Source organism: Lelliottia sp. EB106-05-01-XG201, assembly GCF_058791735.1.
In genome coordinates, this window is the sequence record NZ_JBYTDV010000001.1 from 1,229,534 (window position 1) to 1,254,559 (window position 25,026).

The following is a 25,026-nucleotide window of genomic DNA, read 5'->3' on the forward strand; positions in this document are numbered from 1 at the left end:
AAAATAATAAAAAAAAGCTTGCAGGTGCTCACCACCTTGGAATATTGTAGGTGCTCACCACCTGTATAGGTGATTGAAAAGACGAAGCCCGGCAGTGCGCTAACACTGGCCGGGCCTCTAACCACAATCCAAACAGAGAGTAAAAATTATGGCTTGTATACAGCATACCGAAACCCGCCCGAAATTTACATGGCTATTCCCGGGTAAGCCAAAAGGTGAAGATTTCACCGGCGCACCTGTAACCCTGCGCACCGAAGCAGACGACGAGCAGACAGCGCGTGACGCGTTTCCCGCTTGGTGCCTGACGTTCGCCGCGAAGATCCGCACCGATTGCCCTGTTACCTGCAGCTGGGTAGCCGGTCATGACAGGTGCTTTTCCTGGATGATTATTGGCAATGAGCACGATCCGGAAGAAATGGTCCGTCATTTTGAAAGCCTCAAAGGTGATCACCATGACTAAATCACTGTTACCGCCTGGCCAGAAAATCCGTGTGCTGACGACCATCGAGAATGGCGTGGCCAGCGAAATGCTGGTGAGGGAATCTGAAATCGTGGCATCCATCCCGGCATTTGTCGAACTGGCCGCAAAAGCTGGGCTGATCGTCACCAAGGCAGAGCAGATAGAATCGACTGCCGCTGCGCTCGAGCGCGCTAACGAAGCGCGAGAAATGCTGTGCAAATGGAGTGAATCCATCACCGATAAGGCGGAAACCATCGTAATTTGGGAAATTATCGAATTGGTGAGCGAGGCTATTTCCAGTCTGAAAAAGATTAATATCGAGGAATAAAAACCATGATTAAAAAATTATTCCGGCGTCTCGCTGGTGGCCGCGCTCACCCAAAAATCGTGTTTACCTGCCGGGGTATTAAATCGGAACTCGTGGCGACGGTGAATATTCACAAAGAAAACCGGTTCAACCTGGTGACGCTGCTCAACCTGCCGGGAGTCCAAATTGATTTCGTGAGCTGGCGCACCTGGCGGATCACCAGCACAGCAAAAACGCAGGAGCTTTCCCGCGTCCATAACAAATTAATCAGCAGGGGAATGCTATGAGCAACGGACCGCAAAAAATCGAAGTTAACAGTCGCTGGGTAGACGGCTGGGGCAAAAAAATCACTGTCATTGAGTCTGACGGGTTCCGCATCCTGTTTTTGCGCGATGGTTATGCGCACCCATGCCGCATGACGGATTACCGCTTCACGCGGGAATTTAAACACCTGCCGAATGAGTCGGCGGAATCGGCAGACGCAGCGAAAGAAAACGTTCTGGAAAAAGTCCAGCAACTGAAAAGCAAATTGCAGGAGGCGAAAAATGCTGGCTAAAAAATTCCCCGATGCTGTTTTCACCTGCCTGTATCGCTGGATGCAGCACGGCGGCGAACTGGACCGCCTCACACTATCGGCAGCCATTAAGCAGACCGAACCGGGGGAACCGGTGGGCGAGCTGGTGCGTCAGCTGGAGACGATCCGCCAGGAGGGTTACAACTACATTCTTGACGAGGGCTATCTTGATGCCATGCGCCCGGAGCGCGCGCAACAAAAGCGCCTCACGCTGGTTTCTGATTTTATCGGCGCTGACGCGGCCGCCGGGCTGCTGACTGACGACCGCATCACGGCGTTATTTCCGCCCGTTCCCGCTGGTGGCAAAAAAACAACGCTGCCGCTGAGCGTGGGATCCAACGGATATGATCGCGAACTGGCTTACACCATGAAGGGCTATTTGCCGGCTAACAGCCTGTGCAGTATTTACGGGCCCAGCGGGAGCTACAAAAGCTTTCTGGCGGTGTCGTGGGCCTGTCATATTGCCGCCGGGCATAAGTGGGCGGGGAGGGCGGTTAACGGCGGTTCTGTGCTGTACGTGGTCGGTGAGGGGGGCATAGGTATCCCGCGCCGTATCCGGGCCTGGGAGAACATCCACAACAATACGAATCGCCTTACCAATCTGTATCTGGTAAACCGTCCTGTGTTCCCGGTAAGCAAAGACGAGGTTAGTGAGGTGATCGCCGCTGCGCGTGATATCAAAGCCGCCACCGGGCAGCCAGTGGGCTTTATCGTTCTGGATACCCTTGCCCGTTGCTTTGGCGGTAATGACGAGAACGACGCTCGAGATATGGGGGCTTTTGTTCAGGGCTGTGACGCAATCAAACAGGCGACGGGCGCTACGGTGCTGGTGGTCCATCACTCTGGTAAGGATGGCAGCAAGGGGGCGCGAGGCTCGAGCGCGTTCCGGGCATCCCTCGATGCGGAGTTCAGTGTAAGGCGTGAGGGTGAGGGCGGGGCTATCATTCTGGCCTGCACCAAAATGAAAGACGCGGAGGAACCACAGGAGGCCGCTTTTGACCTGCGCCCGGTGGAGCTGTTTACCGATTGTGATGGTGAGCTGGTTGTGTCGCTGCTGGTGCATGACGTGCCACGCGAGGCGCGTGATATTGATCCCGCGCTGGTGGAGGTCAACAACCTGACCGGGAACCATGCGGCGCTATGGCAGTGTATCCGCAGCCGTAAGGCCAGAGGTGAACCGTGCAACCGGGAGGTACTACGTGATGACATGATCGCAATGGTTGGAGAGAACGGGCGCAAAGGCTTTAACCGCTGGATTGAGAAACTGGTGCGTGATGAACTGGTGGAGATAACCGCCGGTGGTGAAATTATCATGCTGGGCAGGGAGTAAAAAAGTGCGCGGAAAGTGCGCGAGGTGCGCGGAATTAATCAAAAAGGCCCACTTTGCGCACTTTTTGCGTATATACACAGGAAAAGTGCGCGGAATGATAAAATTACTCCAGCAACCCGCGCCACTGCTGGTTTTTCAAGGTGCGCACTAGGGGGTATTTTGCGCACCTAAGTGCGCGAATTTAAAAGTGCGCGGAAAGTGCGCGAGGTGCGCGGAATGGCCGGGAGAAATCCCGGCTTTTTTACATCCGTGTGATGGTTATCGTTTCTCATGGTTGATAAATGAATGTTTATCGGAAATACTAATTATGTGATTCCATACAGTATCGAGGTCGCTATGAGCGAGAAGAAAAAGAGCCTAACAGTAATGCTTGATCCCGAAATCACAGCACACCTGATGATCGCTCAGGAGCTAACGATTGAAAAAATGAAATCTGGTGGTGTGTTTGGTCGGGCCGCCGTTCCATCGCTGGGCTTTATTGCCCGTCAAGCGCTCCGCACCGCGTTAAAAATCCCGGATAGCAAGAATGACGATCCCTATAAAAATTGAAGGCGTGATGGCTGATGTATCGGAACTGATACGCGGCCGCCAGCCAAATCCGCTTTACCAAAAACCCAATGACATTTTAATAACTGGAGCAAGAAGCAATGAAAACCAAAGAAACCGCAGCGGAAACCATGGACCCAAATACAATCATTCTGAAAAAGCCGGTAATGGCACACGGTGAGGAAATCACAAAGATCACCCTGCGCGAGCCTACCGGGGAAGATATTCAAAAACATGGATTCCCTTTTACTGTAAATAATGAAGGGAATGTAATTTTAATCGGAAGTAAAACAATTGATTATATCAGTACCTTGGGGGCCATTCCTCCTTCGGCGGCAAAAAATATGTCAGCTAGTGATATCAATGATTCAGCATGGGTAATTGCTGGTTTTTTCCTACAGGGCTGATGGCTGACGAATTATTGTTCCGCTGCATGGTATGCGCTAGATTTTGGCGCATATCACCCCTGGACATATTAAAAGAGCCACTGTCAGCTATTTTTTTTCTAGAAGAAAGTGCAAGTAAAATACTTGAATTAGAAAAAGGAAAATAAAAATGTCAGATAGTTTTCAATTAAAAGCGATCATTACTGGCGTTGATAAATTAACTCCTACAATGAGGAGGATGAATAAACAATATCAAGCCGCCTTAAATGAGATGCAGGCAAAAACAAGAGCACAACGATCCAGTGCCGTAAAAATGACAGAAAATATAGCACTAGGAACCGTTGGAGCTATGACCGCTGTTAGTGCTGCATTTGCGAAACAAGAAACGGCAGCAACCGATCTCAAGATTTCCATGATGAACGCCAGTGGTTCGGTTGGCGTTGATTTTGACAAGCTGAATAAAAAGGCTGTCGAGTTTGGTAATAAGCTGCCGGGGTCAACGGCTGATTTTCAGGAGATGATGCAGACGCTTGTAAGCCAGGGCGTGCCAGCGCAAAAAATTCTTGATGGCGTGGGCGAGGCCGCTGCTAATCTGGCGGTGGTTCTGCATGAAGCCCCGAAAGAGGCCGCGCTGCAAATGGCGCAGCTACAGGATGCCACAAAAGCCACCGGGGAGCAGATACTAAACCTTTCCGATATGGGTCAGCGTATGGCATTCCTGGGCGTTTCTATGGACTCCACTGTCTCATATTTCAGTAGTGCATCATCAGCGCTGCAACTCATATCAAAAGACGGCGAAGCCGCTGCGCGTGCGCTAGCCCCCCTTACTGTAGAGCTCAGTAATGCTTCTATTGAAGCTGGGGCGGCTGGTAATGCTACCCGTAAAATGATGAACGCCACTCTTAACACAAAAAAAATAAATCAGGCCAACCATGCGTTAAAAAAACACGGCATTCATCTGAATTTTGTTAGCAAACAGGGTAAATTCCTCGGTATTAAAAACTTCATTGCTCAGGTAGAAAAGTTAAATAAATTAAGCGATACAGCAAGAACCGCAGCACTAGGTAAAATATTTGGCGATGATGCCGAAACCATTAGCGCATTAATGGCAGTAATGAAAAATGGTGTTAAGGGTTATGAAGAAATTCAGAAAAAAATGCAGGATCAGGCAAGTTTAAATCAGCGTGTTGATTCCAGTCTGGACACCTTAACGAACAAATTTGACGCGATGAAAGGATCGGCTGAGAACGCCGCCGCTTCAATCGGTAAGGTTTTCGCCCCTCAAATGAAGGATGCTACTGGATATTTAAACGATTTTTCCGTTGCTCTTGATGATGGTGTAAAGAAATACCCAAAAGCGGCGAGAGAATTTGGTGATGTAGCAGTGTCTATTACCGGCGTTGCTGTTGCCCTGCGAGCTGTTAAGTTTGCTATGGGGCTTTTGGCGCTTAACCCATATACAGCTACAATTCTTGCGCTTGCTGGCGCTGCCGGTTACTTAATAGCGAACAGAGAGGAGTTATCTCAGATTTATGATAAAAATAAAAAAACGTCGAAGACAGCAGCGGCAGCGCAAAAGGTAACTAAAAAATATGCTTTCGGAGAAACAAAAAAAGTAGAGCCACTGGTATACGATCCTTTTGGGTTCAACCGTCCCCGATCGCCTCAGACTAGTGGCATGGGGATAATGCCTACTGGCGAGATAAATAAATTAATACCTTACGGGCTATTCGACAAAGTAAAAGGATTTGCTTCTGATGTGGGAATATCCACCGGCGCGTTTCCTTACGCGCTTACAAACCGTGCAAGCGCTCCAGGCTATAACTATGGTGGGGATGTTAATTTATTAGGTGGAGGGCAAAAATTAATTCAAAGTGAAATGGTTGTTCGCTTCGAGAATGCGCCGCCTGGAATGCGAGTTTCAGAGGTGAAAACCAACGCACAAAACTCAACCGTCAGAACGGATGTTGGCTATAGCCCATACAGTTTAATGCGCGGCAATTATTAGCGAGAATAAAAATGAACCACAAAGAAATTGCAGAATTTAGAAAATTTCACGGTGTAGGTGATTTTGTTCAAAACATGAACACGGAAGAATACAAAGACGCACTGGAAAAAGATGCCGTGGTGCAGGTAGATCCGCATGGCTTTATTGTCGAATCGTTTTCCGGCATGTCTCTTGCTGCTGACGAAGAACAATTAAACTTATTGATTGCTTATCTTGAGGGGATGCGCACTGCCGTAAACGGAAAAAAGCTGTCAGCCTAATGTAAATTAATCGTTCGATATTGTTTGTTATCTATCGGATATAGATTATCTACATTAGTGGTTGTTGTAATATTTATTAACCTGTTTTATTAATTAATGTGGCACTCAGACGTGAGCCGCCACTGATCGCCCGGCTTCCTTTCCCGCTCTCGCGGGTTTCCTTTTCCGGGCGATCATCCCTCCTTTCCGCGCTGGTTTCACGTCTCAATCCCTAATTGTCATGAGAAACCAGAATGCAAAAACTAATTGAATTACGCCGTAAAAAATCAGAGCTAGCGACACAGTTGCGATCCATCCTTGAAAAGGCTGATACCGAAAAACGCAGCCTGACCACCGAAGAACGCACCCAATTTGATGATCTGAAAAAGCAGGCCGAAGAACTTCGATCAGATATCGAGCGTTACGAAGTGCTGGCAGAAGAAGAGCGCGAACAGGCTGCTACCAAAAAGCCAGGGGAAACCCGCAGCGGCGGTCCGACTAATGAAGAACTCCGCTCATACATCATGACGGGTGACACCCGCTCAATGTCCACCACCGTTCCCGCCGATGGTGGTTACACCGTTATTCCTGAGCTCGATACACAGGTAATGCGTATCCTCCAGGATGATAGCGAGATGCGCGCGATCTGCACCGTGAAAAAAATCGGCTCAAACGAGTATAAAAAACTTGTTTCCGCCGGTGGCGCGGTGGTGAATCACGGCGCGGAAGGAACGGCAGTTACCGAAACCAGTACACCGAAACTGGAAGAGGTGAGCATTAAAATTTATCCGATTTACGCCTATCCAAAAACCACACAAGAAATTCTCGATTTCAGTGATATCGATATTCTCGGATGGTTGAGCGAAGAGATCGGGGATAAATTCGTTGAGACCGAAGAAGATGATTTGGTTAATGGTGATGGGGCCGGGGAGTCCAAAGGATTGCTGGTATACACCCGCGACACCAAAGACGATAAAACCCGCGCTTTCGGTACACTTCAAAAAATGGTAGCCGCCAGCGCAACGGCAGTCACCGCCGATGAGCTGATCGACTTCCGCGCCACTCTCCGCAAAAAGTATCGTAAAAACGCCGTGTGGGTAATGAACTCCACCGCCGCCGCGCAGCTGCAAAAACTGAAAAACGATAACGGGGATTATATCTGGCGTGACGGTCTGAAAGCAGGTGATCCGGATACGCTGCTGGGCCGCCCGGTTATCTACGTTGAAACCATGCCAAACATGGCCGCAGGTAAAGCGCCGATTGCATTTGGTGATTTCAAGCGTGGCTATTACATCATTGACCATGAAACAGGTGTACGCACCCGGCCTGACAACATCACCGAGCCCGGATTTTACAAAGTCTACACCGCCAAATACCTGGGCGGCGGTGTAGTGGATTCCAGCGCCATTAAAATTCTTGAAATGGCAGCTGTAGCCGGTGTGCAGGGAACACAGAAATAAATAAAACCATCCGAGGGGCTACGGCCCCTTTCTTGTTTGTGGTCATTGGTGAAAACATGAATAAAGATTTTGAAATCCGATCCGCCGCCGTCAGCGTGGAAGAAAATAAGCTGGTGGGGTATGTGGTGCCGTGGAACAGCCGATCCCAATTAATTTGGGGGGAGTTTTACGAAGTATTCGCCCCATACGCGTTTAAAGAGAGCCTGGCAACCGGTAATGATGTCCGGGCGCTGTATGAGCACGATTACAAAGGGCTGCTGGGTCGCACAAACTCCCGAACGCTAAAACTCAGTGAGGATAACACCGGCTTACGCTTTGAACTGGATCCGCCTGATACGCAAACCGGGCGCGACCTGCTGGCGCTGGTGGGCCGGGGTGATATCTCTGGCATGTCGTTCGGATTCCGGGCGACACAAGAAACATGGGATTTTAAACAGGATCCCTATCTGCGAACCGTCACCGCCGCCGAGCTGCTGGAAATTACCTTCACCGCTACGCCAGCCTATACCGAAAGCGACGTGGAGATCGCCCGGCGTTCTATGCAGCTGGCCCGCCAGCAGAATGAACCAGGCACCGCCCGGCTGTGGGCCGACCTGCTGGAGCTTTGATTATGCGCTTATGGCCTTTCGGAAAGCGGGAAGAACCCCGCAGCATGACCATTGATGACGCGATAGCATTGCTGGGGGGCGGTAACACCAACTCCGGGGAAGTGGTAAACGCCAGCACAGCGGAAAGCCTCCCGGCGGTTATGAACGCCGTAGCCGCTATCAGTGAGGCTGTAGCAACGATGCCGTGTTACCTGTACAGCATGAAGGGGAACACCAAAGAGCGCGTAACAGGTGCGGCTATAAGTCGCCTGGTAGACCAGCACCCGAACGACTGGCAAACGCCATTTCAATTCAAGCGCACCATCATGCGCCATTGCCTCTTAACCGGTAACGCTTACGCCGTTATTGAGTGGGGCCGGGACGGGCAACCGAAATCATTAACCCCGATTCCTTCCCGATCAGTGACGTTGCGCCGCGTTAAGTCCCTGAATTACGTTTATGACGTCGCCTTGCCTGATGGTCGGATAAAAACATATATGCCTGGCGAAATGTTTCATTTGCGCCATATGTCTGACGATGGCTGGCTGGGTAAATCTCCGGTGACGGTCTGCCGCGAGGCGATTGGGTTGGGGCTGGCGCAGCAGCGCCACGGATCCAGCGTGATGAAAAACGGCTTAATGGCGTCCGGCGTCCTCACATCACCTGAATGGATGGACGGCGCAAAAGGAGCGAAGGTCGCAAAAACCATTGAAGGATATCAGGGGGCTAAAAACGCCGGAAAGGTGCCCATCCTCGACGGTGGAATAAAGTTCGAAGATTTGGGGATGAATAACCAGGATGCAGAATGGATCGCCAGCCGCACTTTTACCATCGGTGATATTTCCAGAATTTTTAATATCTCCCCGATATTCCTGCAGGATTATAGCCACAGCAATTACAACAACTTTACCGAAGCTACACGGGCATTTTTAACGCAGACCCTGCGCCCCTGGCTAACCAATCTTGAACAGCAATTAAAAAAATCTCTGTTCCTGCCGGAGTCGGATTTTATCGAGTTCGACACCTACGACCTTTTGCGAGCAAATCCGAAAGAGCGTTTTGACTCATACGCCGTTGCGATTAAATCCGGGTTTATGAATCCGAATGAGGCCCGCGCGCGTGAGGGCATTTCCCCTTATGCCGGTGGTGATGAATTTAGCCAGGCATGGAAACAGGTCAGCACCAAAGACGATCAGGAGAAAAAAGACGATGGCAAAGATAAATAATCCGCTGGGCGGTACTTATGTTCACGTTGATTTTGAGGGAGATGCGCGCATTGACTTTGACCGCCGGAAAGTTCGCAAGGCGTTCCAGGTTATTGGCGAGGTGATCCAGCAATCTGCGAGAGATCGTGTCTCCTCTAAACGGGGTTCCTTGCCTGGAGAAGATCCGGGCTGGGAATCGGGAAAACTTTATAAATCCATCGGCTTTTTTGTTCCGAGTATGACCAAAAATCGCCCCGGTTTTATGGTGAAGATCTCCCCCAATCAGCGCAAGGGTAAGGGCATGACGCCATTTGCCAAAGGCGAGGAATATTACCCGGCGGATCTGTTTTTTGGTGTCAAGCGCGGGGCGCGACGAGTCCACGACGAACACGGCAAGCGCAGCCATAAAAAAGGCGCTGCCGGTGGTTCTGGTTGGCGCATCGCGCCGCGCGGAAACTTCATGGTAGAGACGCTGAACGACAAAAGGGCATGGACAGAAAAAGTTTTATTTAGCGCGCTCAAATCAGCAGTGAAGCCGGGAAGGGGTAAGCCATGAAATACAGCATGATGGATGACAGCACGGTGTATCTGCAAAGAGGGTCAATTCATGGAAATTGAAGAGCTAATTGGCATGGCTGAGGTAAAACTTCATTGCCGTGTTGAACTGGATTTTACTGATGATGATACAGAATTATCGTTATTACGATCAGCGGCGCTGGTCGCCTGCCAGAAACATATCGGTAAAAAAATCGGTACAGATATCGAGTGGGATGACGGGCTAAAGGTGGGATGCCTGATGTATATCAGCCACCTGTATGAGAACCGCGCGACAGTGGTTGATTTTGAACAATCAATAGTTCCTCTCACCGTTGATTCTCTCTGGAGTGTCTACCGTGATCCGGGGGTGCATTAATGCCCTGGCAACCGCTGCGCCGCTGTACCTTTCCCGGCTGCCGAAATCGAGTGGTGTCTGGCCGGTGCGCCGACCACCAGCCAAAGGAAGCACGAGGAACGGCAGCACAACGAGGCTACAACCATCGCTGGCAGGTATATCGCGCCCAATACCTGCGCGCTAACCCACTGTGTGTGATTTGCCAGCGTGAGGGGAGATTCACCCCGGCGACCGTTGTTGACCACATCACACCAATCACCGGCCAATCGGATCCACTGTTCTGGAAGCTATCCAATCACCAGCCACTGTGCCGAGAGTGCCACGACTGGAAAACCAAAGTGATTGATAAGCGAGGCTATGGAGCGAAATCATGAACCAACAAGAAGCCGAGCGACTGACACAGGCACTGACCCGCAGCCGCGATGACCACGCCAGACGACGCCAGCGGCGGCAGGGCGAACGCATGACCGAGCGTGACCGGGACATCAAGGGGGCGATGAAGAACCGCCCCTGACAGCGCCCCGGAGGGGGCGGGGGTAGTTCGAGCAGAAGGCAAGGCCCGCCAGACCGCGCGCCCCTCGAATTTTTACGCACGCCAATTTTTTTAATTTGCAGAAAGTTTTTAAAACGGGGTTTCATATCATGGCAAGACCACCAAAACCGCCCGCGTACTTGGATGAAATTGCGGTGCAGCAGTGGAAACTAAAATCAAAGCAACTTTCCGAACGTGACGATCTGACGGCCGCCGACTGGAGCAACTTAGAACTGTATTGCGTCAACTATTCGCTTTACCGGAAAGCCGTTGAAGATATTGCCCTGCGCGGGTTTTCTGTTGAAGGCTCGCGGGGCGCGACAACGAGCAACCCGGCATTAAAGGCCAAATCAGATGCAGAGCGCATCATCATCAAAATGTCCAGTTTGCTGGGGTTCGACCCGGTATCACGCCGCCGCAATCCGCCAGAAAAAGACGAGAATGACGGCTTCGACGACGTGTAAGGCTGGCTCACATGGAGGTAAAACACGCCTGGCACCAGTACGCCATCGACGTAAAAGAGGGGGAAATACCCGCCTGTGATGCCCTGAAGCAGGCCGTAACGAGGTACTTTTCGGACTTAATCAGCCCGGTTTATGTGTTCGATTACGACGCGGTTGAGCGTTTCGTTAAATTTTCAGGGTACTGCCCGCATGTTAAAGGCCCGCTGCGCGGCAAGCCGATCGAGCTGGAACCGTGGCAACAATTCGCATTTGCCAACATCATGGGGGTAAAAGTCAGGGCGACGGGCCGCCGTAAGTACCGCAGCGCCTTTATCATGATCCCCCGCAAAAATGCGAAGTCCACAAAGGCCGCGATACTGGCTAACTGGTTTTTGCTGAAAGAGGGAGGCCAGCAGGATATTTACACCGCGGCGGTGAGCCGGGATCAAGCCCGTATTGTCTTCGATGATGCCCGGCAGATGTGTTTGCTTTCCGCGCCGTTCAAAAAGCGCCTGGCAATCCAGCAGCACAAAATTGTACATCCGAAAACTAACAGCCTGCTCAAGCCGCTGGCAGCGAAAGCGGCGACGATTGAAGGCACAAACCCCAGCCTTGCCATTATCGACGAATACCACCTTCACCCGGATAACTCGGTTTACTCCGCGCTTGAATTGGGTATGGGCGCCCGGCCCGATGGTTTGCTCTTCGCTATTACGACCGCCGGCACCAGCACCGTTTCAGCCTGCAAACAGCTTTATGATTACTGTAAGCGGATCCTTTCAGGAGAGGAGGAAAACGAGAGTATTTTTGCGCTGATATACGAGCTGCAGGATGAAAAAGAGATAGATGATCCAACGCAGTGGGTAAAGGCTAACCCTAATCTTGGGGTTAGTGTGCTGGTGGATTCTCTGATTTCGACCATTCAGAAAGCGCGGGGGATTCCGTCTGAGTGGAACGAAATGCTAACCAAACGCTTTAATATCTGGTGCAACGGTACTACCGCATGGATGGGGGCTGGTGCGTGGGCGGCCTGCAGGGTGGACTTTTCCGCTGATGATATGATGGGCGCAGAGTGTTATGCCGGGCTGGATTTGTCATCCACCGACGACATTACCAGCGTGTGCTATTCCTTCCCGCATGGCGACAACGTGCGAATAATGGCGCGGCATTACATCCCGGAGAGTGTTCTGGAGGACTCCGGCAACAAAAACCGCAATATCTATCAGGCATGGGTTAGGGATGGATGGCTCATCCCCACGCCGGGAAACTGTATCGACTATGACCGAATCAGGGATGATATTTTTTCCGATACCGATCGCTATGATATTAAGCTGGTGGGTTTTGACGTCTGGAATGCAACACAACTCAGAACGCAACTGCAGGGGTACGGGCTGGATGTAGAGCCGTTCCCGCAGACTTTCGCACGATATAACCCTGTAGGAAAAAGCCTTGAGGTATTCGCCGCCCGCAAGCGTATCGAGCACAACGGGGATCCGGTGCTGGCCTGGGCGATGGGTAACGTAGTGATGATGGTTGACGCTAACCACAATATCAAACCGAACAAACTGAAAGCGCCGAACAAGATAGATCCGGCAGTGGCCTGCATGATGAGTTTTGGCACATACCTACTGGAACACGGTGAAGTTGATGTGCCAATGAGTGAAGAGCAGAAAGCTATGATGGAAAAATTGAGGGGTGGGCTTTAATGCTGTGTATTGCAGTGTGTATTGCTTTATAGAGAGATGGATAACGCATTGCACATAAAAACACTTACATAGCATACAGTTAAAAAAACTTGCAATAGATACCATGAACCCGTAAACGGCGCTACGATCGCGGCTATAGCCCTGATGTTGTGCGACTTCATTCCCGGCGGCAGAGAGCATTGCCGAGGCGATAAAGTGCTGGGCCTTATCCTGACCTTGCCAGCTGTCATTGGCCATATGGCTACAGCCTGAAAGCAAGAGGGGAGAGAGCAGGAGGAAGATTCGCATAACGGACTCCAAAAAAAGCCCCGTCGATGACAGGGCTGGTTCGTTACAGAATACGGCTGATGAGGCGGTCGATACGAATACGACGTAACCGGCGGATAAGCTTACGCACTTTCACCGGATAATCGGCAATGCTCTGCAAATCGCGGTAGTGACGCACGGTCGTCGTATGGGTACGAATCAATTCGAGCTCGCGCTCGCGCTGGGCCGAAAGCTCATGCCGAGGATCGTGGATCAGAATGGCGTTTTCCAGATCCAGACGCCATGCGCGCGGGTTGAGGTTATTCCCGGTCAGCAGCATCCAGTCATCGTCAACCCACATCCCTTTCAGGTGATAGCTGTTGTCCTCATCTTTCCAGAGGCGCACCACCAGCTGGTCGGTATTAACGTAATACTGCAGGCGGCTCAGGAAACGACGGAGGTTGATCTCATACAAGTACGGCAGCGCACCGATGATCTTAAACGGCTGATCTTCAGGGATGAAGAAGTCGTTCGCGGTTTTGTCCCCGACGATGATTTCGACCTTTTTACCATCGCGCAGCAGCTGAATAATATTGCGGACCAGTATCGCCGGTAAGTTGAAGTACGGCGTACAGATCGTCAGCTTCTGCTCTGTGCACGGCATCAGATGGTAGATGGTCTTGTTCAGCAGGCTGGATTTGCCCAGACCGACTAAAGGTGTCACGGAGAGCTGTTCGTTATCCGCATCCCCCTGGAAATGATAGACCGCATCGCGCAGTTCCTGGCGGAACAGACGGATATCGTTTTTGATTTCCGGGCTTTTTGGACGATGAGGATCGTCAAGGCGATTCACGCCACGACCATGCACCAGGTATTGGTCGACCCAGTTGAACATGATGTCCGCCATCTGCGCATTGCGGATCAGATGGTAACGGTCATAGCGATACTTATCGAGCTGATGCAGGTAGACATCATTAAGGCTCGCACCGCTGTAAAGGACGCTGTCATCAATGATGAAACCTTTGAAATGCAGAACGCCAAGGGCTTCACGCGTGTTGACGGGTACACCGTAAACGCGCACGTCGACGCTTGGGTTTTCCTGCGCCATACGGCAGTACCAGTCCGCATTGGTGTTGGACGCCGCCGCACCAATTCGACCGCGTTGCGCACGATGCCAGTCAACCAGGATACGAACGTCCAGTTCCGGGCGCTGGCGTTTAGCTTCATAGACCGCGTTTAAAATCGCGCGTCCACCTTCATCCTGTTCAAGATAAAGCGCCACAATACAAATACGTTGTGTGGCACTCGCAATCTTTTCCAGAAGCGTCTCCCTGAAATGGGCGGGAGCGTAAAAGAACTCGACATCATCAACTGACTGAGAAATCTTCGGTAGTTGAGCAAGGTGTTGTTGATGTTTGTTACGCTTAAATTTTGACAACATCACAGTGCGTATCTTCTCTGTTCATTGAAGGGTTATCTGGCATCTGCAGACAACATAAGCGGACAATGATACCACCAGTACTTGCTAAAGTGGTCAACATTTCCAGTACCTTACTCCTGGGCTGACATCGATGCCAGACGGAGCGAGAGGGCGACAATCCCTTCGTCCAGCTGAATATCCACGTCGAATCCGAGTTTGCGCGCCAGGGTAATCATGCCGCGGTTATGGGGCATAGTAATGCCATTCAGGCAGAGCAAACCGTGATCTCGGGTATAGCCAATCAGTTTTTCCAGCAATCTCCGCCCAAGTCCAAGACCTTTTAGATCGGAGCGAACCAGCACGGCAAATTCCGCATCCACATTGTCAGGATCGGAAATCGCCCGCGTGACCCCGAGGATCTCATCGCCTTCATCCCGATGACGAACGGCTACAAATGCCATTTCCCGATCGTAGTCGATCTGGGTCATATTGGCTAAATCTTCATGGGTAAATTCGCTGATTTCACTGAAGTAGCGATAGTACAAATCTTCTTTGGTGACTTGCGCGATGAAGGCCCGCAGCTGCGGCTCATCTTCGGGCAGGATAGGGCGAAACAGCACCTGCTCGCCATTTTTCATCTCCACCCACTCTTCCAGTTGCAGGGGATACGGGCGGATCGCCAGTCGGCTTTCGCGATCGCCCGTAAACGGCGCGATATCCAGCGTCACGTCCAGGGCGATAAATTCATTGCCCGACGCCAGAAGCGGATGGATATCCAGCCGCTGGATCTCAGCGCAATCGACAATCAGGTTTGAAACCTGAACCAGGAACTGGCTCAGCCCGGCGATATCCAGAGGCTGGAGCGCGCTGCGTCCGCGAATTTTTTTACTCTTAATCGCCTGAATAACCAGGTAACGCGCCAGATTCATGTTCAGCGGCGGGAGCGCGACGACAGCCTGCTCTTCCGGTCGCCACTCCACACCGCCTTCTCCCAGCATAATCAACGGGCCAAAGACCGGGTCGTGCTCCACAACCACTCTGAGTTCCTGCGCCCCGGCGCGGTTCGCCATGCTCTGCACCAGCAGCCCGTGGACTCGCGCCTGCGGCCAGGCCATTTTGACGCGATCGAAAATTGCCTCGGCGGCCTGCTGCACTTCCGCCGCAGTACGCAGATAGAGCATCACCCCCTGCACATCCGACTTATGCGGAATATCAGGTGAGCGGAGCTTCAGCGCCACCGGATAACCAATCTGTTCGGCAATATGCACCGCCTCGGCGCTGTCACTCGCGATCCAGGTCGGCAAGGTTTTCATGCCGTAGGCATCCAGAATCGGTTGTACCTCATGGGTATCCAGCGACGACGCCCCGTCTTCAATGGCCTGGCGCAGCAGATTGTGGGCTTCGGTCGCATTGGCCGCCAGATTATCGGGCAACGCCGGGGTTTCTCTGAGCTGCTTCTGGTTGCGGCGGTATTCCACCATATGCATAAATGCGGTGATAGTGCCTTCCGGCGTGCGGTAGGTCGGCAATCCCGCTTCGCTGAACAGGCGGCGCGCTTCCTGCGAGGAGTATTCCCCACACCAGTTGGTAAGCAGGGTGACATATTTTCCGCGCGGATGGTTTTTAACGGCATCGATCAGCGCGCGTGCGCTCTGGCTGCCGGGCGCCGCGGCGCTGGGGGAATGGATCACCATCAGAGCATCGATGTCCTGACTGTCCAGCAGTATCGAGATAGCCTTGATATACCGCTCGCTGCTGGCGTCATCCCGCAGATCCAGCGGATTGCCCGGCGTCACGCTCACGGGCAGGGCGTCACGCAAATGTTGCAGCGTCTCTTCGCTGAGCGTGGCGAGTTTCCCGTTGCGTAACCACAGTTCATCAAGAGCGAGCGCTGCCGGTGCCGCGCCGTTACTGACAATCATCAGCTTTTCACCGCGCAACGGGCGCATATGGCTCAGCGTTTCGACCGCCGAGAAAAGTTCATGGGTATCCTGAACGCGCAGCAAACCGGCGCGCTGAATGGCGGCGTCCCAGGCAGGGTCCATGCCCGAGTGGGATTGCAGCAAACGCTGCGCCGCAGGGCTACGGCCACTTTTGATGACCAGGATCGGTTTGTTACGCGAGGCGCTGCGCGCGGCGGAGACAAAGCGTCGCGCATCGCTCAGATGTTCGAGATACAAAAGGATCGCGCTGGTTTTACTGTCGCGCGCCAGGAAATCGAGCAGTTCATCGACATCAATATCCAGGCTATCGCCCAGTGCGATGAAATACGAAAAGCCCATTTCGCGCTGCTGCGCCCAGTCGAGAATGGTGTTGGACACGGCGGCAGACTGAGAGATAAACGCCAGTTTGCCTTTGCGAATTGGCACCGGGGAGAAACTGGCGTTCAATCCCTGCCACGGAGCCAAAAGCCCCAGACTGTTAGGCCCGAGCAAGCGCATCTGATATCGGCCCGCGCAGGCCAGTAATTCTGCCTGCTGTTCCGGTGGCGAAGAGAGAATGATGCAGGTTTTACACCCTTTCTCACCCAGTGCTTCCAGCAGGGTGAGATTGCGTTTGGCATGAGTACAGAGGATGGCGAGATCGGGGACGAAGGGCAGGCTTTGTATGTCAGGCCACGCCAGCACGCCCTGAACGGCTTTATACGCTGGGGTGACGGGCATGACCGGGCCATTGAATCCACCGGCCAGCAGGTTGCGCATCATTAAATATCCCGCGCGATCGGGCTTCATGGAGGCACCGATCACGGCGATGGATTTAGGGCGGAGTAGCGCTTCTAGCCCTAGCTGGCTCATACAAGTCTCCTGTAAACGCGAGTGACCTGATGATTTTAAACGCTTTCCGGCTCTTCTGCTGTGATGCTGGCCTGATGTGTGGGTTTTCCTGCCAGATAGCGCTCGCGGAAGCAGGAAAAATGGTTGCCCAGCGCGGTCGCGGCCGACGTATCCTGCGCCAGATCCAGCAGGGCGATCGCCACTTCTGCCGTACAATATTGCCCCTCGGCGTGGGCTTCGCGCAGGCGATAGGCGGAAACGCGTGAAAGATCGACGGAGATCACCGGCAGCGCATCCAGATACGGGCTCTTGCGGAACATTTTCCGCGCTTCGGTCCAGGTGCCATCCAGCATAATGAACAGCGGCGGTTTGCCTGTCGCAGGCGCAGAAATCACCTCGCGGTTTTCACCGGCATAAGATGCAGGGAACACCACCATGGGCTGATAGTCGGGGCTGGCAACCAGATCGAGCAGCGCCTGCGGCGGCTCGGTGCGCGACCACTGAAACGCAGCGGTATTCGGCAGAATGTCGGCGATCAGACGCCCGGTATTGCTGGGCTTCATCGGCTCGGTATCGAACATCACCAGGCAGAAACGGCTTTGCGCGTGGCTGGTAGTCAGGGTGTCGCACAGGCACTGCTTTTGCGGTAAAAGACAGCGCTGACAGCGGCGAACACGGTTGCCACGAGCAAGAAAAGGGCGGGTCGCACGCGCCAGGCGTTCGGCGCGCAATTGAAGTACGGCGTTATCAGTCATGGAAGAGGCGCAGAAAAAACGCCATTCTCGCAGAGGGAGGAACGGGGCACAAGCGGTGCCCCGTGAATGTCAGAGAGTTTCGTTCAGCCAGCTTTCAAAAGGCGCTTTTGGCACGGCACCATTGAGCATATCGACGACTTCACCCTTTTTGAAAATCATGATGGTCGGAATACTGCGGATGCGGAATCGGGCGCTCAGTTCGCGTTCCGCTTCGGTGTTCACTTTCACAAAGCGCATTTTCCCGCTGCGCTCTTCGGCGACGTCTTCAAATATAGGCGCAAAGTTACGGCATGGGCCGCACCAGGGCGCCCAGAAATCCACTACGACCGGCAGATCGTCTTTCAGTAATTTATCGAGAGTTTCGCCGGTTGCGTTAATCACGTCGCCATCGAAAAGCTCATGACCGCAACGCCCGCATTTCGCCCCATCATCAATTCGGTCATCCGGAATGCGATTGAGGGCCTGGCAGTTGGCACATACGGTATTCATAACTAACCTCTGATAGAGCAGTGGGACAAAGCGGCAAAATGCCGATAATGTTTCTGATATGTTACACATTATCATTGAGGTTGTTTGAAACGACAATGCGTTTTATTCAATGGGAACAATAGTCACAGGCTTTTGTATGAAATAATGGCTATGCGCTGACACATCGGGTAATCTGCGCGCTTCGCGCAGCGCTGGTGGAGAAAAGCATGAACGACGAACTGAAGAATAAAAGCGGCAAGGTCAAAGTGATGTATGTCCGCAGTGATGATGATTCTGACAAACGCACCCAAAATCCGCGTACCGGAAAGGGTGGGGGCCGTCCGGGTCCATCTCGTGCAGACGGTGGCCGTCGCCCCGCCCGCGATGACAACAGAAGTAACCGCGGTGATGACCGCAAACGTGATGACCGTAAGCGTGACGATCGCCGTCGCGACGACCGTCCACGCGATGATTTCCCACGTGATGCATCCCCATGGCGCACGGTTTCCCGTGCTCCGGGCGAAGAAGCGCCGGCAAAAGCCGATCACGGTGGAATCAGTGGTAAGAGCTTTATCGATCCGGAAGTTCTGCGTCGTCAACGCGCAGAAGAGACCCGTGTCTACGGCGAGAACGCCTGTCAGGCCCTGTTCCAGAGCCGTCCTGAATGCATCGTTCGCGCCTGGTTTATCCAGAGCGTCACGCCGCGTTTCAAAGAAGCCCTGCGCTGGATGGCGGCGAACCGCAAAGCCTACCATGTGGTAGATGACGCGGAGCTGACCAAAGCTTCCGGTACCGAGCATCACGGTGGCGTCTGCTTCCTGATCAAAAAACGTAACGGCACCACGGTGCAGCAGTGGGTCAGTCAGGCGGATGCCGATGACTGCGTGCTGGCGCTGGAAGATGTGGGTAACCCTCACAATCTGGGTGCGATGATGCGTAGCTGTGCCCATTTCGGCGTGAAAGGCGTGTTGTTGCAGGATGCGGCGATTGTCGAATCCGGTGCGGCGATTCGTACTGCCGAGGGTGGGGCGGAACACGTACAGCCGATTACGGGCGAAAGTGTTCTGGATGCCATCGAAGAGTTCCGCCAGGCGGGTTACTCTATCGTGACCACCTCCAGCCACAAAGGTACGCCGCTGTTTAAAGCGACGCTGCCGCGCAAGATGGTGCTGGTGCTGGGTCAGGAACGTGATGGTCTGTCTGATGCGGCACTCTCTACTGCCGACCTGAGCGTCTCAATCGACGGGACAGGCAAGGTAGAAAGCCTCAACGTTTCCGTTGCAACCGGCGTCCTGCTGGCTGAATGGTGGCGTCAGAACAAAGCCTAGCTTTGATATGCCCGGTTAGCATCTCGCTGCCGGGCATTTTGCCGGATGGCGGCTACGCCTTATCCGGCCTACTCATTGATTAATCGTTATTCGCTTTCTGCGGGTAACACGGGCATCCAGTCAATCGGCGCTTCGTTGCGTTTTTCCAGCCATTCATTCGCCAGCACAAAGTGGTTACAGCCAAAGAATCCGCGATGAGCCGACAGCGGCGAAGGGTGTGGCGCTTTCAGCACGTGATGACGCTGAGTATCAATGATCGCCCCTTTCTTCTGCGCATGTGCGCCCCAGAGTAAAAACACCACCCCTTCACAATGTTCGTTAATCAGGCTGATGACTTTATCCGTAAAAGTTTCCCAGCCCAGGCAGGCATGAGAATGCGCCTGTCCAGCGCGAACCGTTAACACCGTATTGAGCAGCAGCACGCCCTGACGCGCCCAGCTCTCAAGATAGCCATGTGCCGGACGGGTAAACCCAGGCATCGAGCCTTCCAGCTCTTTATACATATTCAGCAGCGACGGCGGGGTGGCAATCCCAGGACGTACCGAGAAAGCCAGACCATGCGCCTGTCCCGGACCGTGGTAAGGGTCCTGGCCGAGGATCACCACTTTCACATCATTCAGTTCGGTATAACGGAAGGCGTTAAACACATCTTTCTGCGGGGGATAGATCGTCTGACCGGATTGCCGCTCTGTGGCCACCGTGCTGAGCGTATTCACAAAATAGGGCTGCTGCTTTTCATCTGCCAGCACGTCATGCCATGTCAAAGGGGTTGTCATCATGCTCTCCTGCATCTCTCAATTGCGCCTAGCTTAACCCTTTAAGAGAGGGGAGCAAAATTCCGCGCGAAATTTGCGTCTAAGTCTTTCAATTTAATTTGAATTACTCAAAAAAGAGCGGTTCTGCGGTGGTCGTAAATTGATATAAAACAATAAAATCAAACCACACACTTTGTGTGGTCGCAGTTTTTGTTGATTTAAATCAAAGAATCATGGGGTGGCGGCTGATATATATACACTCAAGCAACAATGGTTTTACCAATTGGCCGTGAGAGGCCGACATCCATAAATTAATGTAGCCCTGGAGGCATAACATGATTACAGGTATCCAGATTACTAAAGCTGCAAATGACGATCTGCTGAACTCTTTCTGGCTGCTGGACAGCGAAAAAGGCGAAGCGCGTTGTGTGGTCGCGAAAGCCGGTTTTGCTGAAGACGAAATCGTGCCGGTTAACAAACTGGGCGAAATCGAATACCGTGAAATCCCAATGGACATCCAGCCGGAAGTTCGCGTGGAAGGCGGTCAGCACCTGAACGTTAACGTTCTGCGTCGCGAAACCCTGGAAGATGCGGTGAAGAACCCAGAAAAATACCCGCAGCTGACCATTCGTGTTTCTGGCTACGCGGTACGCTTCAACTCTCTGACCCCAGAACAGCAGCGTGACGTTATTGCACGTACCTTTACTGAAAGCCTGTAAGGCTTGAGGTTTTGGGGGAAATAAAAAGCCGGGTGATTAACCCGGCTTTTTTTTACTCTTCGTTTTGTGAAGTCGGCGGCGTACCGCTTGGCTTACGACGCTTACCAATGTTTTTGGCATCGCGATGGCGGTTCTTCACGCGCGGCTTCTCTTTCGCTTCTTCTTTTTTCTTCTCGGCACGTTTCGCGAGCACTTTCTTGGACGGTTTACCCGTCATCTTCTCGCTCGGCGCACGCGTGGTAGGACGCAGTTCATCAATGACGCGGGCTTTCACCGGCTCTTCGATGTAACGACCCACTTTCAGCAGCAGCATGTAATCGTGCGCTTCGACCAGAGAGATCGCGGTGCCTTTACGGCCCGCACGACCGGTACGACCGATACGGTGCAGATAGGTATCGCCCGTACGCGGCATGTCAAAGTTAATAACGTGGCTGACATCTGGGATGTCGATACCGCGTGCCGCCACGTCAGTGGCAACCAGCACGTTGACGCGACCTTCGGTCAGACGTTTAATCCCCTCGGTACGCTTCGCCTGCGGCATATCGCCTTCAAGGTAACAGTTGTCGATACCCGCGGAACGCAGCATATTCGCCAGCTCATGCACACGCTCGCGCTTACGCACAAACACGATGGTACGCGTGGTGTCATCTTGTTTCAGCAGGTGCTTGAGCAGCTCGACTTTGTGCTCAAGGTTATCGGCGCGGTAATACCACTGGTGGATCTTCTTGCGCTCACGCGTGGACGGCGTAGCGGATACTTCAGCCGGCTCATTCAGCAGACGCTCGGCGAAGTCTTTGATCGCGTCACCTTCCAGGGTGGCGGAGAAGAGCATCGTCTGTTTGCGCCAGCGCGTTTCGCCCGCAATGTGCTCGATGTCCTGCGCAAAACCGAGTTCCAGCATACGGTCTGCTTCATCGAGGATCAGCGTTTCCACCGCACGGCAGTCAAAGTTTTCTTCTTTGATGTACTGCATCAGGCGTCCGGTTGTCGCGACCACGATATCCTGGTTCTCACTGAACACTTCGGCGTGGTTCATATAGGCGACACCACCGGTGATGGTGGCGATATCCAGATGCGTATTCGCGGCCAGTTCACGCGCATGCTCTGCCACCTGCACGGCTAATTCACGTGTCGGCGTCAGGATCAGGATGCGCGGTGGGCCAGATTTCTTGCGAGGAAAGTCGATCAGATGCTGCAAGACAGGCAGCAAATATGCCGCCGTTTTACCGGTGCCTGTCGGCGCAGAACCGAGTACATCACGGCCTTCTAACGCAGGCGGAATAGCAGCCGCCTGGATGGCAGTTGGGCGTGTGAAGCCTTTATTCTGGAGAGCTTCCAGCAGGCACTCATCGAGTTCAAGTTCGGAAAAAGTCGTTACAGTCATGTTCTACCTCTGTGTGGGGCGCTGATTATAGACGTTATGGCTGCAATCTTCATCTGTTTGTGGATATCCCTTTTCCGCCACTTCGCTTTCCCCTATGCTAATCCGGTTTTATTTAAGAAGGTTGCTTTGACATGTCTCAACCCAAAGCGCAGCTGCGCCGCGATGGTTTTACGTTTAAACAGTTTTTTGTGGCTCACGATCGCTGTGCGATGAAAGTCGGTACTGACGGTATCTTACTGGGTGCGTGGGCGCCCGTCGCGAAGGTTAAGCGAATTTTGGATATTGGCGCAGGAAGCGGCCTTTTGGCGCTGATGCTGGCGCAGCGCACGGAGCAGCATGTCACTATCGATGCGGTCGAACTCGACGCGCAGGCTGCCAGTCAGGCCAGTGAGAATGCCGCCGAATCCCCGTGGGCGTCTCGCGTCCGGGTGGAGTGCGCCGATATTCTTACCTGGGCGCCCGAGCAAACGGCGCGCTACGATCTGATTGTCAGCAACCCGCCTTATTTTGAACCGGGCGTCGAATGCGCCACGCCGGAACGCAACCAGGCGCGATACACCGGCTCGCTCGATCATCAGGCGCTGCTCATGACCGCGGCGAATTTGATCTCCGAAGAGGGATTTTTCTGCGTCGTGCTGCCCGAAAGCACCGGCAATGCCTTTATCAAAAAGGCGCTGGAGATGGGCTGGTTCCTCCGCCTGCGCACCGACATTGCCGATAACGAAGCCAGGCTTCCGCACCGCGTGTTATTAGCGCTCTCGCCAAAAGAAGGGGAGTGCTTCAGCGACAGGATGGTGATCCGTGGGCCAGATCAGTGTTACTCAGAAGCCTACACTGCGCTGACCCAGGCATTTTATCTGTTTATGTGAGCGAGCGGGGCGAGTACCGATGGACCGGATTCCGCCAGCTGATCGGGGTAGTCCAGCGTGTAATGCAGGCCCCGGCTCTCTTTGCGCATCATCGCGCAGCGGACAATCAGCTCCGCCACCTGCACCAGATTGCGCAGCTCCAGCAGATTGTTGGAGACGCGGAAGTTGGCATAATACTCGTCAATCTCCTGCTGCAGCATCGTAATCCGGCGCAGCGCACGCTCCAGACGTTTCGTGGTGCGCACGATCCCGACGTAATCCCACATGAAGAGTCTCAGCTCATGCCAGTTGTGCTGAATGACGACCAGCTCATCCGGATTATCCACCCGGCTTTCATCCCAGGCAGGGAGTTGATCCACCTGACGGGCGTACGGCATCCGTTTGGTAATATCTTCCGCGGCTGACCAGCCGTAAACCAGACACTCCAGCAGCGAGTTAGACGCCATGCGGTTCGCGCCATGCAGCCCGGTGTAGCTCACCTCGCCGATAGCGTACAAGCCATCCACATCAGTACGGCCATGATCGTCCACCATCACGCCACCGCAGGTATAGTGCGCGGCGGGCACAATCGGCACCGGTTCTTTGGTGAGATCGATCCCGAGGCCCAGCAATTTCTCATAGATCGTCGGGAAGTGCTGGCGCACAAAATCCGCGGGCTTATGGCTGATATCGAGATACATACAGTCGACACCGAGACGTTTCATCTCGTGGTCTATCGCGCGGGCCACGATGTCACGCGGGGCAAGCTCGCCGCGCTCGTCGAAGTCAGGCATAAATCGCGTGCCGTCAGGGCGCTTCAAATGCGCACCTTCACCCCGCAGGGCTTCCGTCAGCAGGAAATTGCGCGCCTGAGGGTGAAAGAGGGCGGTTGGATGGAACTGGTTAAACTCCAGATTGGCGACGCGACAACCTGCGCGCCATGCCATCGCAATTCCGTCCCCAGAGGAGATATCCGGATTGGTCGTGTACTGATAAACCTTGGATGCGCCGCCTGTTGCCAGAACCACAGATTTCGCCCGGCAGGTTTCGACCTTCTCTTTATTGCGGTTCCACACCCAGGCTCCGACGACGCGGCGCGTGCCCGGCAGGCCAATTTTATCCGAGATGATCAGATCCACCGCATTGCTGCGCTCTAGCACCTGAATATTGGGATGATTGCAGGCTTTGCTGACCAGCGTGTTTTCAACTTCTTTGCCGGTGGCATCGGCGGCATGCAGGATGCGCCGGTGGCTATGGCCGCCTTCGCGAGTGAGATGATATCCCTCTTCGCCATTGGGCTGAACGTGGGTATCAAACAGCACGCCCTGGTCGATCAGCCACTGTACGCAATGACGTGCGTTGCTGGCGACAAATTCCGCGGCGTGTTCATCGACAATGCCCGCGCCCGCGATCAGCGTATCTTCCACGTGCGAAGCAATGCTGTCGGTTTCATCAAACACCGCAGCGATGCCGCCTTGCGCGTAGAACGTCGAGCCTTCGCTCATCGGCCCTTTGCTCAGGACGATCACTTTCTGATGCGAGGCCAGTCGCAGCGCCAGAGAGAGGCCGGCCGCGCCGCTGCCGATAATCAGTACATCACAATGCAGTTCAGGAGTTGTGTTCATGATGTTTGTTTAATTTACTAAACAGTGTT

Annotated in this window: 28 protein-coding genes and 1 pseudogene; 21 read left to right on the forward strand and 8 right to left on the reverse strand. The window is 53.3% G+C overall.

Annotation, left to right across the window (positions count from 1 at the left end; all coding sequences use genetic code 11):
- Positions 1-148: 148 nt before the first annotated feature.
- From AC3WS9_RS05755 to AC3WS9_RS05840, 18 genes are all read left to right on the forward strand, one after another.
- Positions 149-460, forward strand: a complete 312-nt coding sequence (locus AC3WS9_RS05755) for a host cell division inhibitor Icd-like protein (RefSeq protein WP_492487236.1) — start codon at positions 149-151, stop codon at positions 458-460.
- Positions 453-788, forward strand: a complete 336-nt coding sequence (locus tag AC3WS9_RS05760; RefSeq protein WP_492487238.1) for a hypothetical protein — start codon at positions 453-455, stop codon at positions 786-788. Before AC3WS9_RS05755 ends, AC3WS9_RS05760 begins: the two co-directional genes overlap by 8 nt.
- 5 nt (positions 789-793) lie before the next feature.
- A complete protein-coding gene (locus tag AC3WS9_RS05765) occupies positions 794-1,054 on the forward strand; it encodes a hypothetical protein (protein ID WP_492487240.1) in 261 nt (86 codons plus the stop codon).
- Entirely contained in the window at positions 1,051-1,323 is a 273-nt protein-coding gene (locus tag AC3WS9_RS05770) for a DUF4222 domain-containing protein (RefSeq protein ID WP_492487242.1), read from the forward strand. The genes AC3WS9_RS05765 and AC3WS9_RS05770 overlap by 4 nt, the downstream gene beginning before the upstream one ends.
- A complete protein-coding gene (locus tag AC3WS9_RS05775) occupies positions 1,313-2,671 on the forward strand; it encodes a helicase RepA family protein (RefSeq protein ID WP_492487244.1) in 1,359 nt (452 codons plus the stop codon). The genes AC3WS9_RS05770 and AC3WS9_RS05775 overlap by 11 nt, the downstream gene beginning before the upstream one ends.
- Positions 2,672-3,007: 336 nt before the next feature.
- Entirely contained in the window at positions 3,008-3,220 is a 213-nt protein-coding gene (locus tag AC3WS9_RS05780; RefSeq protein WP_492487246.1) for a hypothetical protein, read from the forward strand.
- Between the two features lie 98 nt (positions 3,221-3,318).
- Complete coding sequence (locus AC3WS9_RS05785) at positions 3,319-3,624, forward strand: phage tail assembly protein (protein WP_492487248.1); 306 nt, start codon at positions 3,319-3,321, stop codon at positions 3,622-3,624.
- A 148-nt stretch (positions 3,625-3,772) separates the two neighbouring features.
- Entirely contained in the window at positions 3,773-5,611 is a 1,839-nt protein-coding gene (locus AC3WS9_RS05790) for a phage tail tape measure protein (protein WP_492487249.1), read from the forward strand.
- 11 nt (positions 5,612-5,622) lie between these two features.
- Positions 5,623-5,871, forward strand: a complete 249-nt coding sequence (locus AC3WS9_RS05795; RefSeq protein ID WP_492487251.1) for a hypothetical protein — start codon at positions 5,623-5,625, stop codon at positions 5,869-5,871.
- A gap of 233 nt (positions 5,872-6,104) precedes the next feature.
- On the forward strand, positions 6,105-7,310 hold the full coding sequence (locus AC3WS9_RS05800; RefSeq protein ID WP_492487253.1) for a phage major capsid protein: 1,206 nt from the start codon (positions 6,105-6,107) through the stop codon (positions 7,308-7,310).
- Positions 7,311-7,366: 56 nt separating this feature from the next.
- Positions 7,367-7,918, forward strand: coding sequence for an HK97 family phage prohead protease (locus tag AC3WS9_RS05805; protein WP_492487255.1), 552 nt, complete (start codon positions 7,367-7,369; stop codon positions 7,916-7,918).
- Complete coding sequence (locus tag AC3WS9_RS05810; protein ID WP_492490303.1) at positions 7,918-9,123, forward strand: phage portal protein; 1,206 nt, start codon at positions 7,918-7,920, stop codon at positions 9,121-9,123. Before AC3WS9_RS05805 ends, AC3WS9_RS05810 begins: the two co-directional genes overlap by 1 nt.
- Positions 9,107-9,658 carry a hypothetical protein gene (locus AC3WS9_RS05815; RefSeq protein ID WP_492487257.1) on the forward strand — a complete coding sequence of 184 codons (552 nt, stop codon included), beginning with the start codon at positions 9,107-9,109 and terminating at the stop codon, positions 9,656-9,658. Before AC3WS9_RS05810 ends, AC3WS9_RS05815 begins: the two co-directional genes overlap by 17 nt.
- A gap of 51 nt (positions 9,659-9,709) precedes the next feature.
- Positions 9,710-10,015: a head-tail connector protein gene (locus AC3WS9_RS05820; protein WP_492487259.1), complete on the forward strand. Its 306-nt coding sequence runs from the start codon at positions 9,710-9,712 to the stop codon at positions 10,013-10,015.
- Entirely contained in the window at positions 10,015-10,368 is a 354-nt protein-coding gene (locus tag AC3WS9_RS05825) for an HNH endonuclease (protein ID WP_492487261.1), read from the forward strand. The genes AC3WS9_RS05820 and AC3WS9_RS05825 overlap by 1 nt, the downstream gene beginning before the upstream one ends.
- A complete protein-coding gene (locus tag AC3WS9_RS05830; RefSeq protein ID WP_492487263.1) occupies positions 10,365-10,508 on the forward strand; it encodes a hypothetical protein in 144 nt (47 codons plus the stop codon). The genes AC3WS9_RS05825 and AC3WS9_RS05830 overlap by 4 nt, the downstream gene beginning before the upstream one ends.
- A gap of 128 nt (positions 10,509-10,636) precedes the next feature.
- Complete coding sequence (locus AC3WS9_RS05835; RefSeq protein ID WP_492487264.1) at positions 10,637-10,990, forward strand: phage terminase small subunit P27 family; 354 nt, start codon at positions 10,637-10,639, stop codon at positions 10,988-10,990.
- Between the two features lie 11 nt (positions 10,991-11,001).
- A complete protein-coding gene (locus tag AC3WS9_RS05840) occupies positions 11,002-12,675 on the forward strand; it encodes a terminase large subunit (protein WP_492487266.1) in 1,674 nt (557 codons plus the stop codon).
- Positions 12,676-12,765: 90 nt separating this feature from the next.
- Here AC3WS9_RS05840 and AC3WS9_RS05845 read toward each other — a convergent pair.
- From AC3WS9_RS05845 to trxC, 5 genes and pseudogenes are all read right to left on the reverse strand, one after another.
- Positions 12,766-12,963 (reverse strand): annotated as a pseudogene (locus AC3WS9_RS05845) (YfiM family lipoprotein); the annotation flags it as partial.
- Between the two features lie 43 nt (positions 12,964-13,006).
- Entirely contained in the window at positions 13,007-14,362 is a 1,356-nt protein-coding gene (gene pssA / locus AC3WS9_RS05850) for a CDP-diacylglycerol--serine O-phosphatidyltransferase (RefSeq protein WP_492490304.1), read from the reverse strand.
- Positions 14,363-14,472: 110 nt separating this feature from the next.
- A complete protein-coding gene (locus AC3WS9_RS05855) occupies positions 14,473-17,136 on the reverse strand; it encodes a bifunctional acetate--CoA ligase family protein/GNAT family N-acetyltransferase (protein ID WP_492487268.1) in 2,664 nt (887 codons plus the stop codon).
- 35 nt (positions 17,137-17,171) lie between these two features.
- Positions 17,172-17,870 carry a tRNA-uridine aminocarboxypropyltransferase gene (tapT, locus tag AC3WS9_RS05860; RefSeq protein WP_285146923.1) on the reverse strand — a complete coding sequence of 233 codons (699 nt, stop codon included), beginning with the start codon at positions 17,868-17,870 and terminating at the stop codon, positions 17,172-17,174.
- A gap of 69 nt (positions 17,871-17,939) precedes the next feature.
- Complete coding sequence (trxC, locus tag AC3WS9_RS05865; protein ID WP_100779268.1) at positions 17,940-18,359, reverse strand: thioredoxin TrxC; 420 nt, start codon at positions 18,357-18,359, stop codon at positions 17,940-17,942.
- Between the two features lie 206 nt (positions 18,360-18,565).
- On the opposite strand from trxC, the gene AC3WS9_RS05870 reads away from it, so the two are divergent.
- Positions 18,566-19,666 carry a tRNA/rRNA methyltransferase gene (locus AC3WS9_RS05870; protein WP_282494148.1) on the forward strand — a complete coding sequence of 367 codons (1,101 nt, stop codon included), beginning with the start codon at positions 18,566-18,568 and terminating at the stop codon, positions 19,664-19,666.
- Positions 19,667-19,752: 86 nt separating this feature from the next.
- Here the strand turns inward: AC3WS9_RS05870 and ung are convergent, their stop codons facing one another.
- On the reverse strand, positions 19,753-20,442 hold the full coding sequence (gene ung / locus AC3WS9_RS05875; RefSeq protein WP_492490305.1) for a uracil-DNA glycosylase: 690 nt from the start codon (positions 20,440-20,442) through the stop codon (positions 19,753-19,755).
- Positions 20,443-20,756: 314 nt separating this feature from the next.
- Here ung and grcA point away from each other — a divergent pair, with 314 nt between their 5' ends.
- Positions 20,757-21,140 (forward strand): autonomous glycyl radical cofactor GrcA, encoded by a 384-nt coding sequence (grcA, locus tag AC3WS9_RS05880; protein WP_100779271.1) that lies wholly within the window; start codon positions 20,757-20,759, stop codon positions 21,138-21,140.
- Between the two features lie 52 nt (positions 21,141-21,192).
- Here grcA and srmB read toward each other — a convergent pair whose 3' ends face one another.
- Complete coding sequence (gene srmB, locus AC3WS9_RS05885) at positions 21,193-22,524, reverse strand: ATP-dependent RNA helicase SrmB (protein WP_285146921.1); 1,332 nt, start codon at positions 22,522-22,524, stop codon at positions 21,193-21,195.
- A gap of 131 nt (positions 22,525-22,655) precedes the next feature.
- On the opposite strand from srmB, the gene trmN reads away from it, so the two are divergent.
- Positions 22,656-23,393, forward strand: a complete 738-nt coding sequence (gene trmN / locus AC3WS9_RS05890; protein ID WP_492487272.1) for a tRNA(1)(Val) (adenine(37)-N(6))-methyltransferase TrmN — start codon at positions 22,656-22,658, stop codon at positions 23,391-23,393.
- Here trmN and nadB read toward each other — a convergent pair.
- A complete protein-coding gene (nadB, locus tag AC3WS9_RS05895) occupies positions 23,378-24,997 on the reverse strand; it encodes an L-aspartate oxidase (protein WP_282494151.1) in 1,620 nt (539 codons plus the stop codon). The genes trmN and nadB overlap by 16 nt on opposite strands.
- Between the last annotated feature and the right edge of the window lie 29 nt (positions 24,998-25,026).

Bases quoted from the DNA above. Each gene is read 5' to 3' on its own strand.
- AC3WS9_RS05755 (WP_492487236.1), top strand. From the start codon at position 149: ATGGCTTGTATACAGCATACCGAAACCCGCCCGAAATTTACATGGCTA.
- AC3WS9_RS05760 (WP_492487238.1), top strand. From the start codon at position 453: ATGACTAAATCACTGTTACCGCCTGGCCAGAAAATCCGTGTGCTGACG.
- AC3WS9_RS05765 (WP_492487240.1), top strand. From the start codon at position 794: ATGATTAAAAAATTATTCCGGCGTCTCGCTGGTGGCCGCGCTCACCCA.
- AC3WS9_RS05770 (WP_492487242.1), top strand. From the start codon at position 1,051: ATGAGCAACGGACCGCAAAAAATCGAAGTTAACAGTCGCTGGGTAGAC.
- AC3WS9_RS05775 (WP_492487244.1), top strand. From the start codon at position 1,313: ATGCTGGCTAAAAAATTCCCCGATGCTGTTTTCACCTGCCTGTATCGC.
- AC3WS9_RS05780 (WP_492487246.1), top strand. From the start codon at position 3,008: ATGAGCGAGAAGAAAAAGAGCCTAACAGTAATGCTTGATCCCGAAATC.
- AC3WS9_RS05785 (WP_492487248.1), top strand. From the start codon at position 3,319: ATGAAAACCAAAGAAACCGCAGCGGAAACCATGGACCCAAATACAATC.
- AC3WS9_RS05790 (WP_492487249.1), top strand. From the start codon at position 3,773: ATGTCAGATAGTTTTCAATTAAAAGCGATCATTACTGGCGTTGATAAA.
- AC3WS9_RS05795 (WP_492487251.1), top strand. From the start codon at position 5,623: ATGAACCACAAAGAAATTGCAGAATTTAGAAAATTTCACGGTGTAGGT.
- AC3WS9_RS05800 (WP_492487253.1), top strand. From the start codon at position 6,105: ATGCAAAAACTAATTGAATTACGCCGTAAAAAATCAGAGCTAGCGACA.
- AC3WS9_RS05805 (WP_492487255.1), top strand. From the start codon at position 7,367: ATGAATAAAGATTTTGAAATCCGATCCGCCGCCGTCAGCGTGGAAGAA.
- AC3WS9_RS05815 (WP_492487257.1), top strand. From the start codon at position 9,107: ATGGCAAAGATAAATAATCCGCTGGGCGGTACTTATGTTCACGTTGAT.
- AC3WS9_RS05820 (WP_492487259.1), top strand. From the start codon at position 9,710: ATGGAAATTGAAGAGCTAATTGGCATGGCTGAGGTAAAACTTCATTGC.
- AC3WS9_RS05825 (WP_492487261.1), top strand. From the start codon at position 10,015: ATGCCCTGGCAACCGCTGCGCCGCTGTACCTTTCCCGGCTGCCGAAAT.
- AC3WS9_RS05830 (WP_492487263.1), top strand. From the start codon at position 10,365: ATGAACCAACAAGAAGCCGAGCGACTGACACAGGCACTGACCCGCAGC.
- AC3WS9_RS05835 (WP_492487264.1), top strand. From the start codon at position 10,637: ATGGCAAGACCACCAAAACCGCCCGCGTACTTGGATGAAATTGCGGTG.
- AC3WS9_RS05840 (WP_492487266.1), top strand. From the start codon at position 11,002: ATGGAGGTAAAACACGCCTGGCACCAGTACGCCATCGACGTAAAAGAG.
- pssA (WP_492490304.1), bottom strand. From the start codon at position 14,362: ATGTTGTCAAAATTTAAGCGTAACAAACATCAACAACACCTTGCTCAA.
- AC3WS9_RS05855 (WP_492487268.1), bottom strand. From the start codon at position 17,136: ATGAGCCAGCTAGGGCTAGAAGCGCTACTCCGCCCTAAATCCATCGCC.
- tapT (WP_285146923.1), bottom strand. From the start codon at position 17,870: ATGACTGATAACGCCGTACTTCAATTGCGCGCCGAACGCCTGGCGCGT.
- trxC (WP_100779268.1), bottom strand. From the start codon at position 18,359: ATGAATACCGTATGTGCCAACTGCCAGGCCCTCAATCGCATTCCGGAT.
- AC3WS9_RS05870 (WP_282494148.1), top strand. From the start codon at position 18,566: ATGAACGACGAACTGAAGAATAAAAGCGGCAAGGTCAAAGTGATGTAT.
- ung (WP_492490305.1), bottom strand. From the start codon at position 20,442: ATGACAACCCCTTTGACATGGCATGACGTGCTGGCAGATGAAAAGCAG.
- grcA (WP_100779271.1), top strand. From the start codon at position 20,757: ATGATTACAGGTATCCAGATTACTAAAGCTGCAAATGACGATCTGCTG.
- srmB (WP_285146921.1), bottom strand. From the start codon at position 22,524: ATGACTGTAACGACTTTTTCCGAACTTGAACTCGATGAGTGCCTGCTG.
- trmN (WP_492487272.1), top strand. From the start codon at position 22,656: ATGTCTCAACCCAAAGCGCAGCTGCGCCGCGATGGTTTTACGTTTAAA.
- nadB (WP_282494151.1), bottom strand. From the start codon at position 24,997: ATGAACACAACTCCTGAACTGCATTGTGATGTACTGATTATCGGCAGC.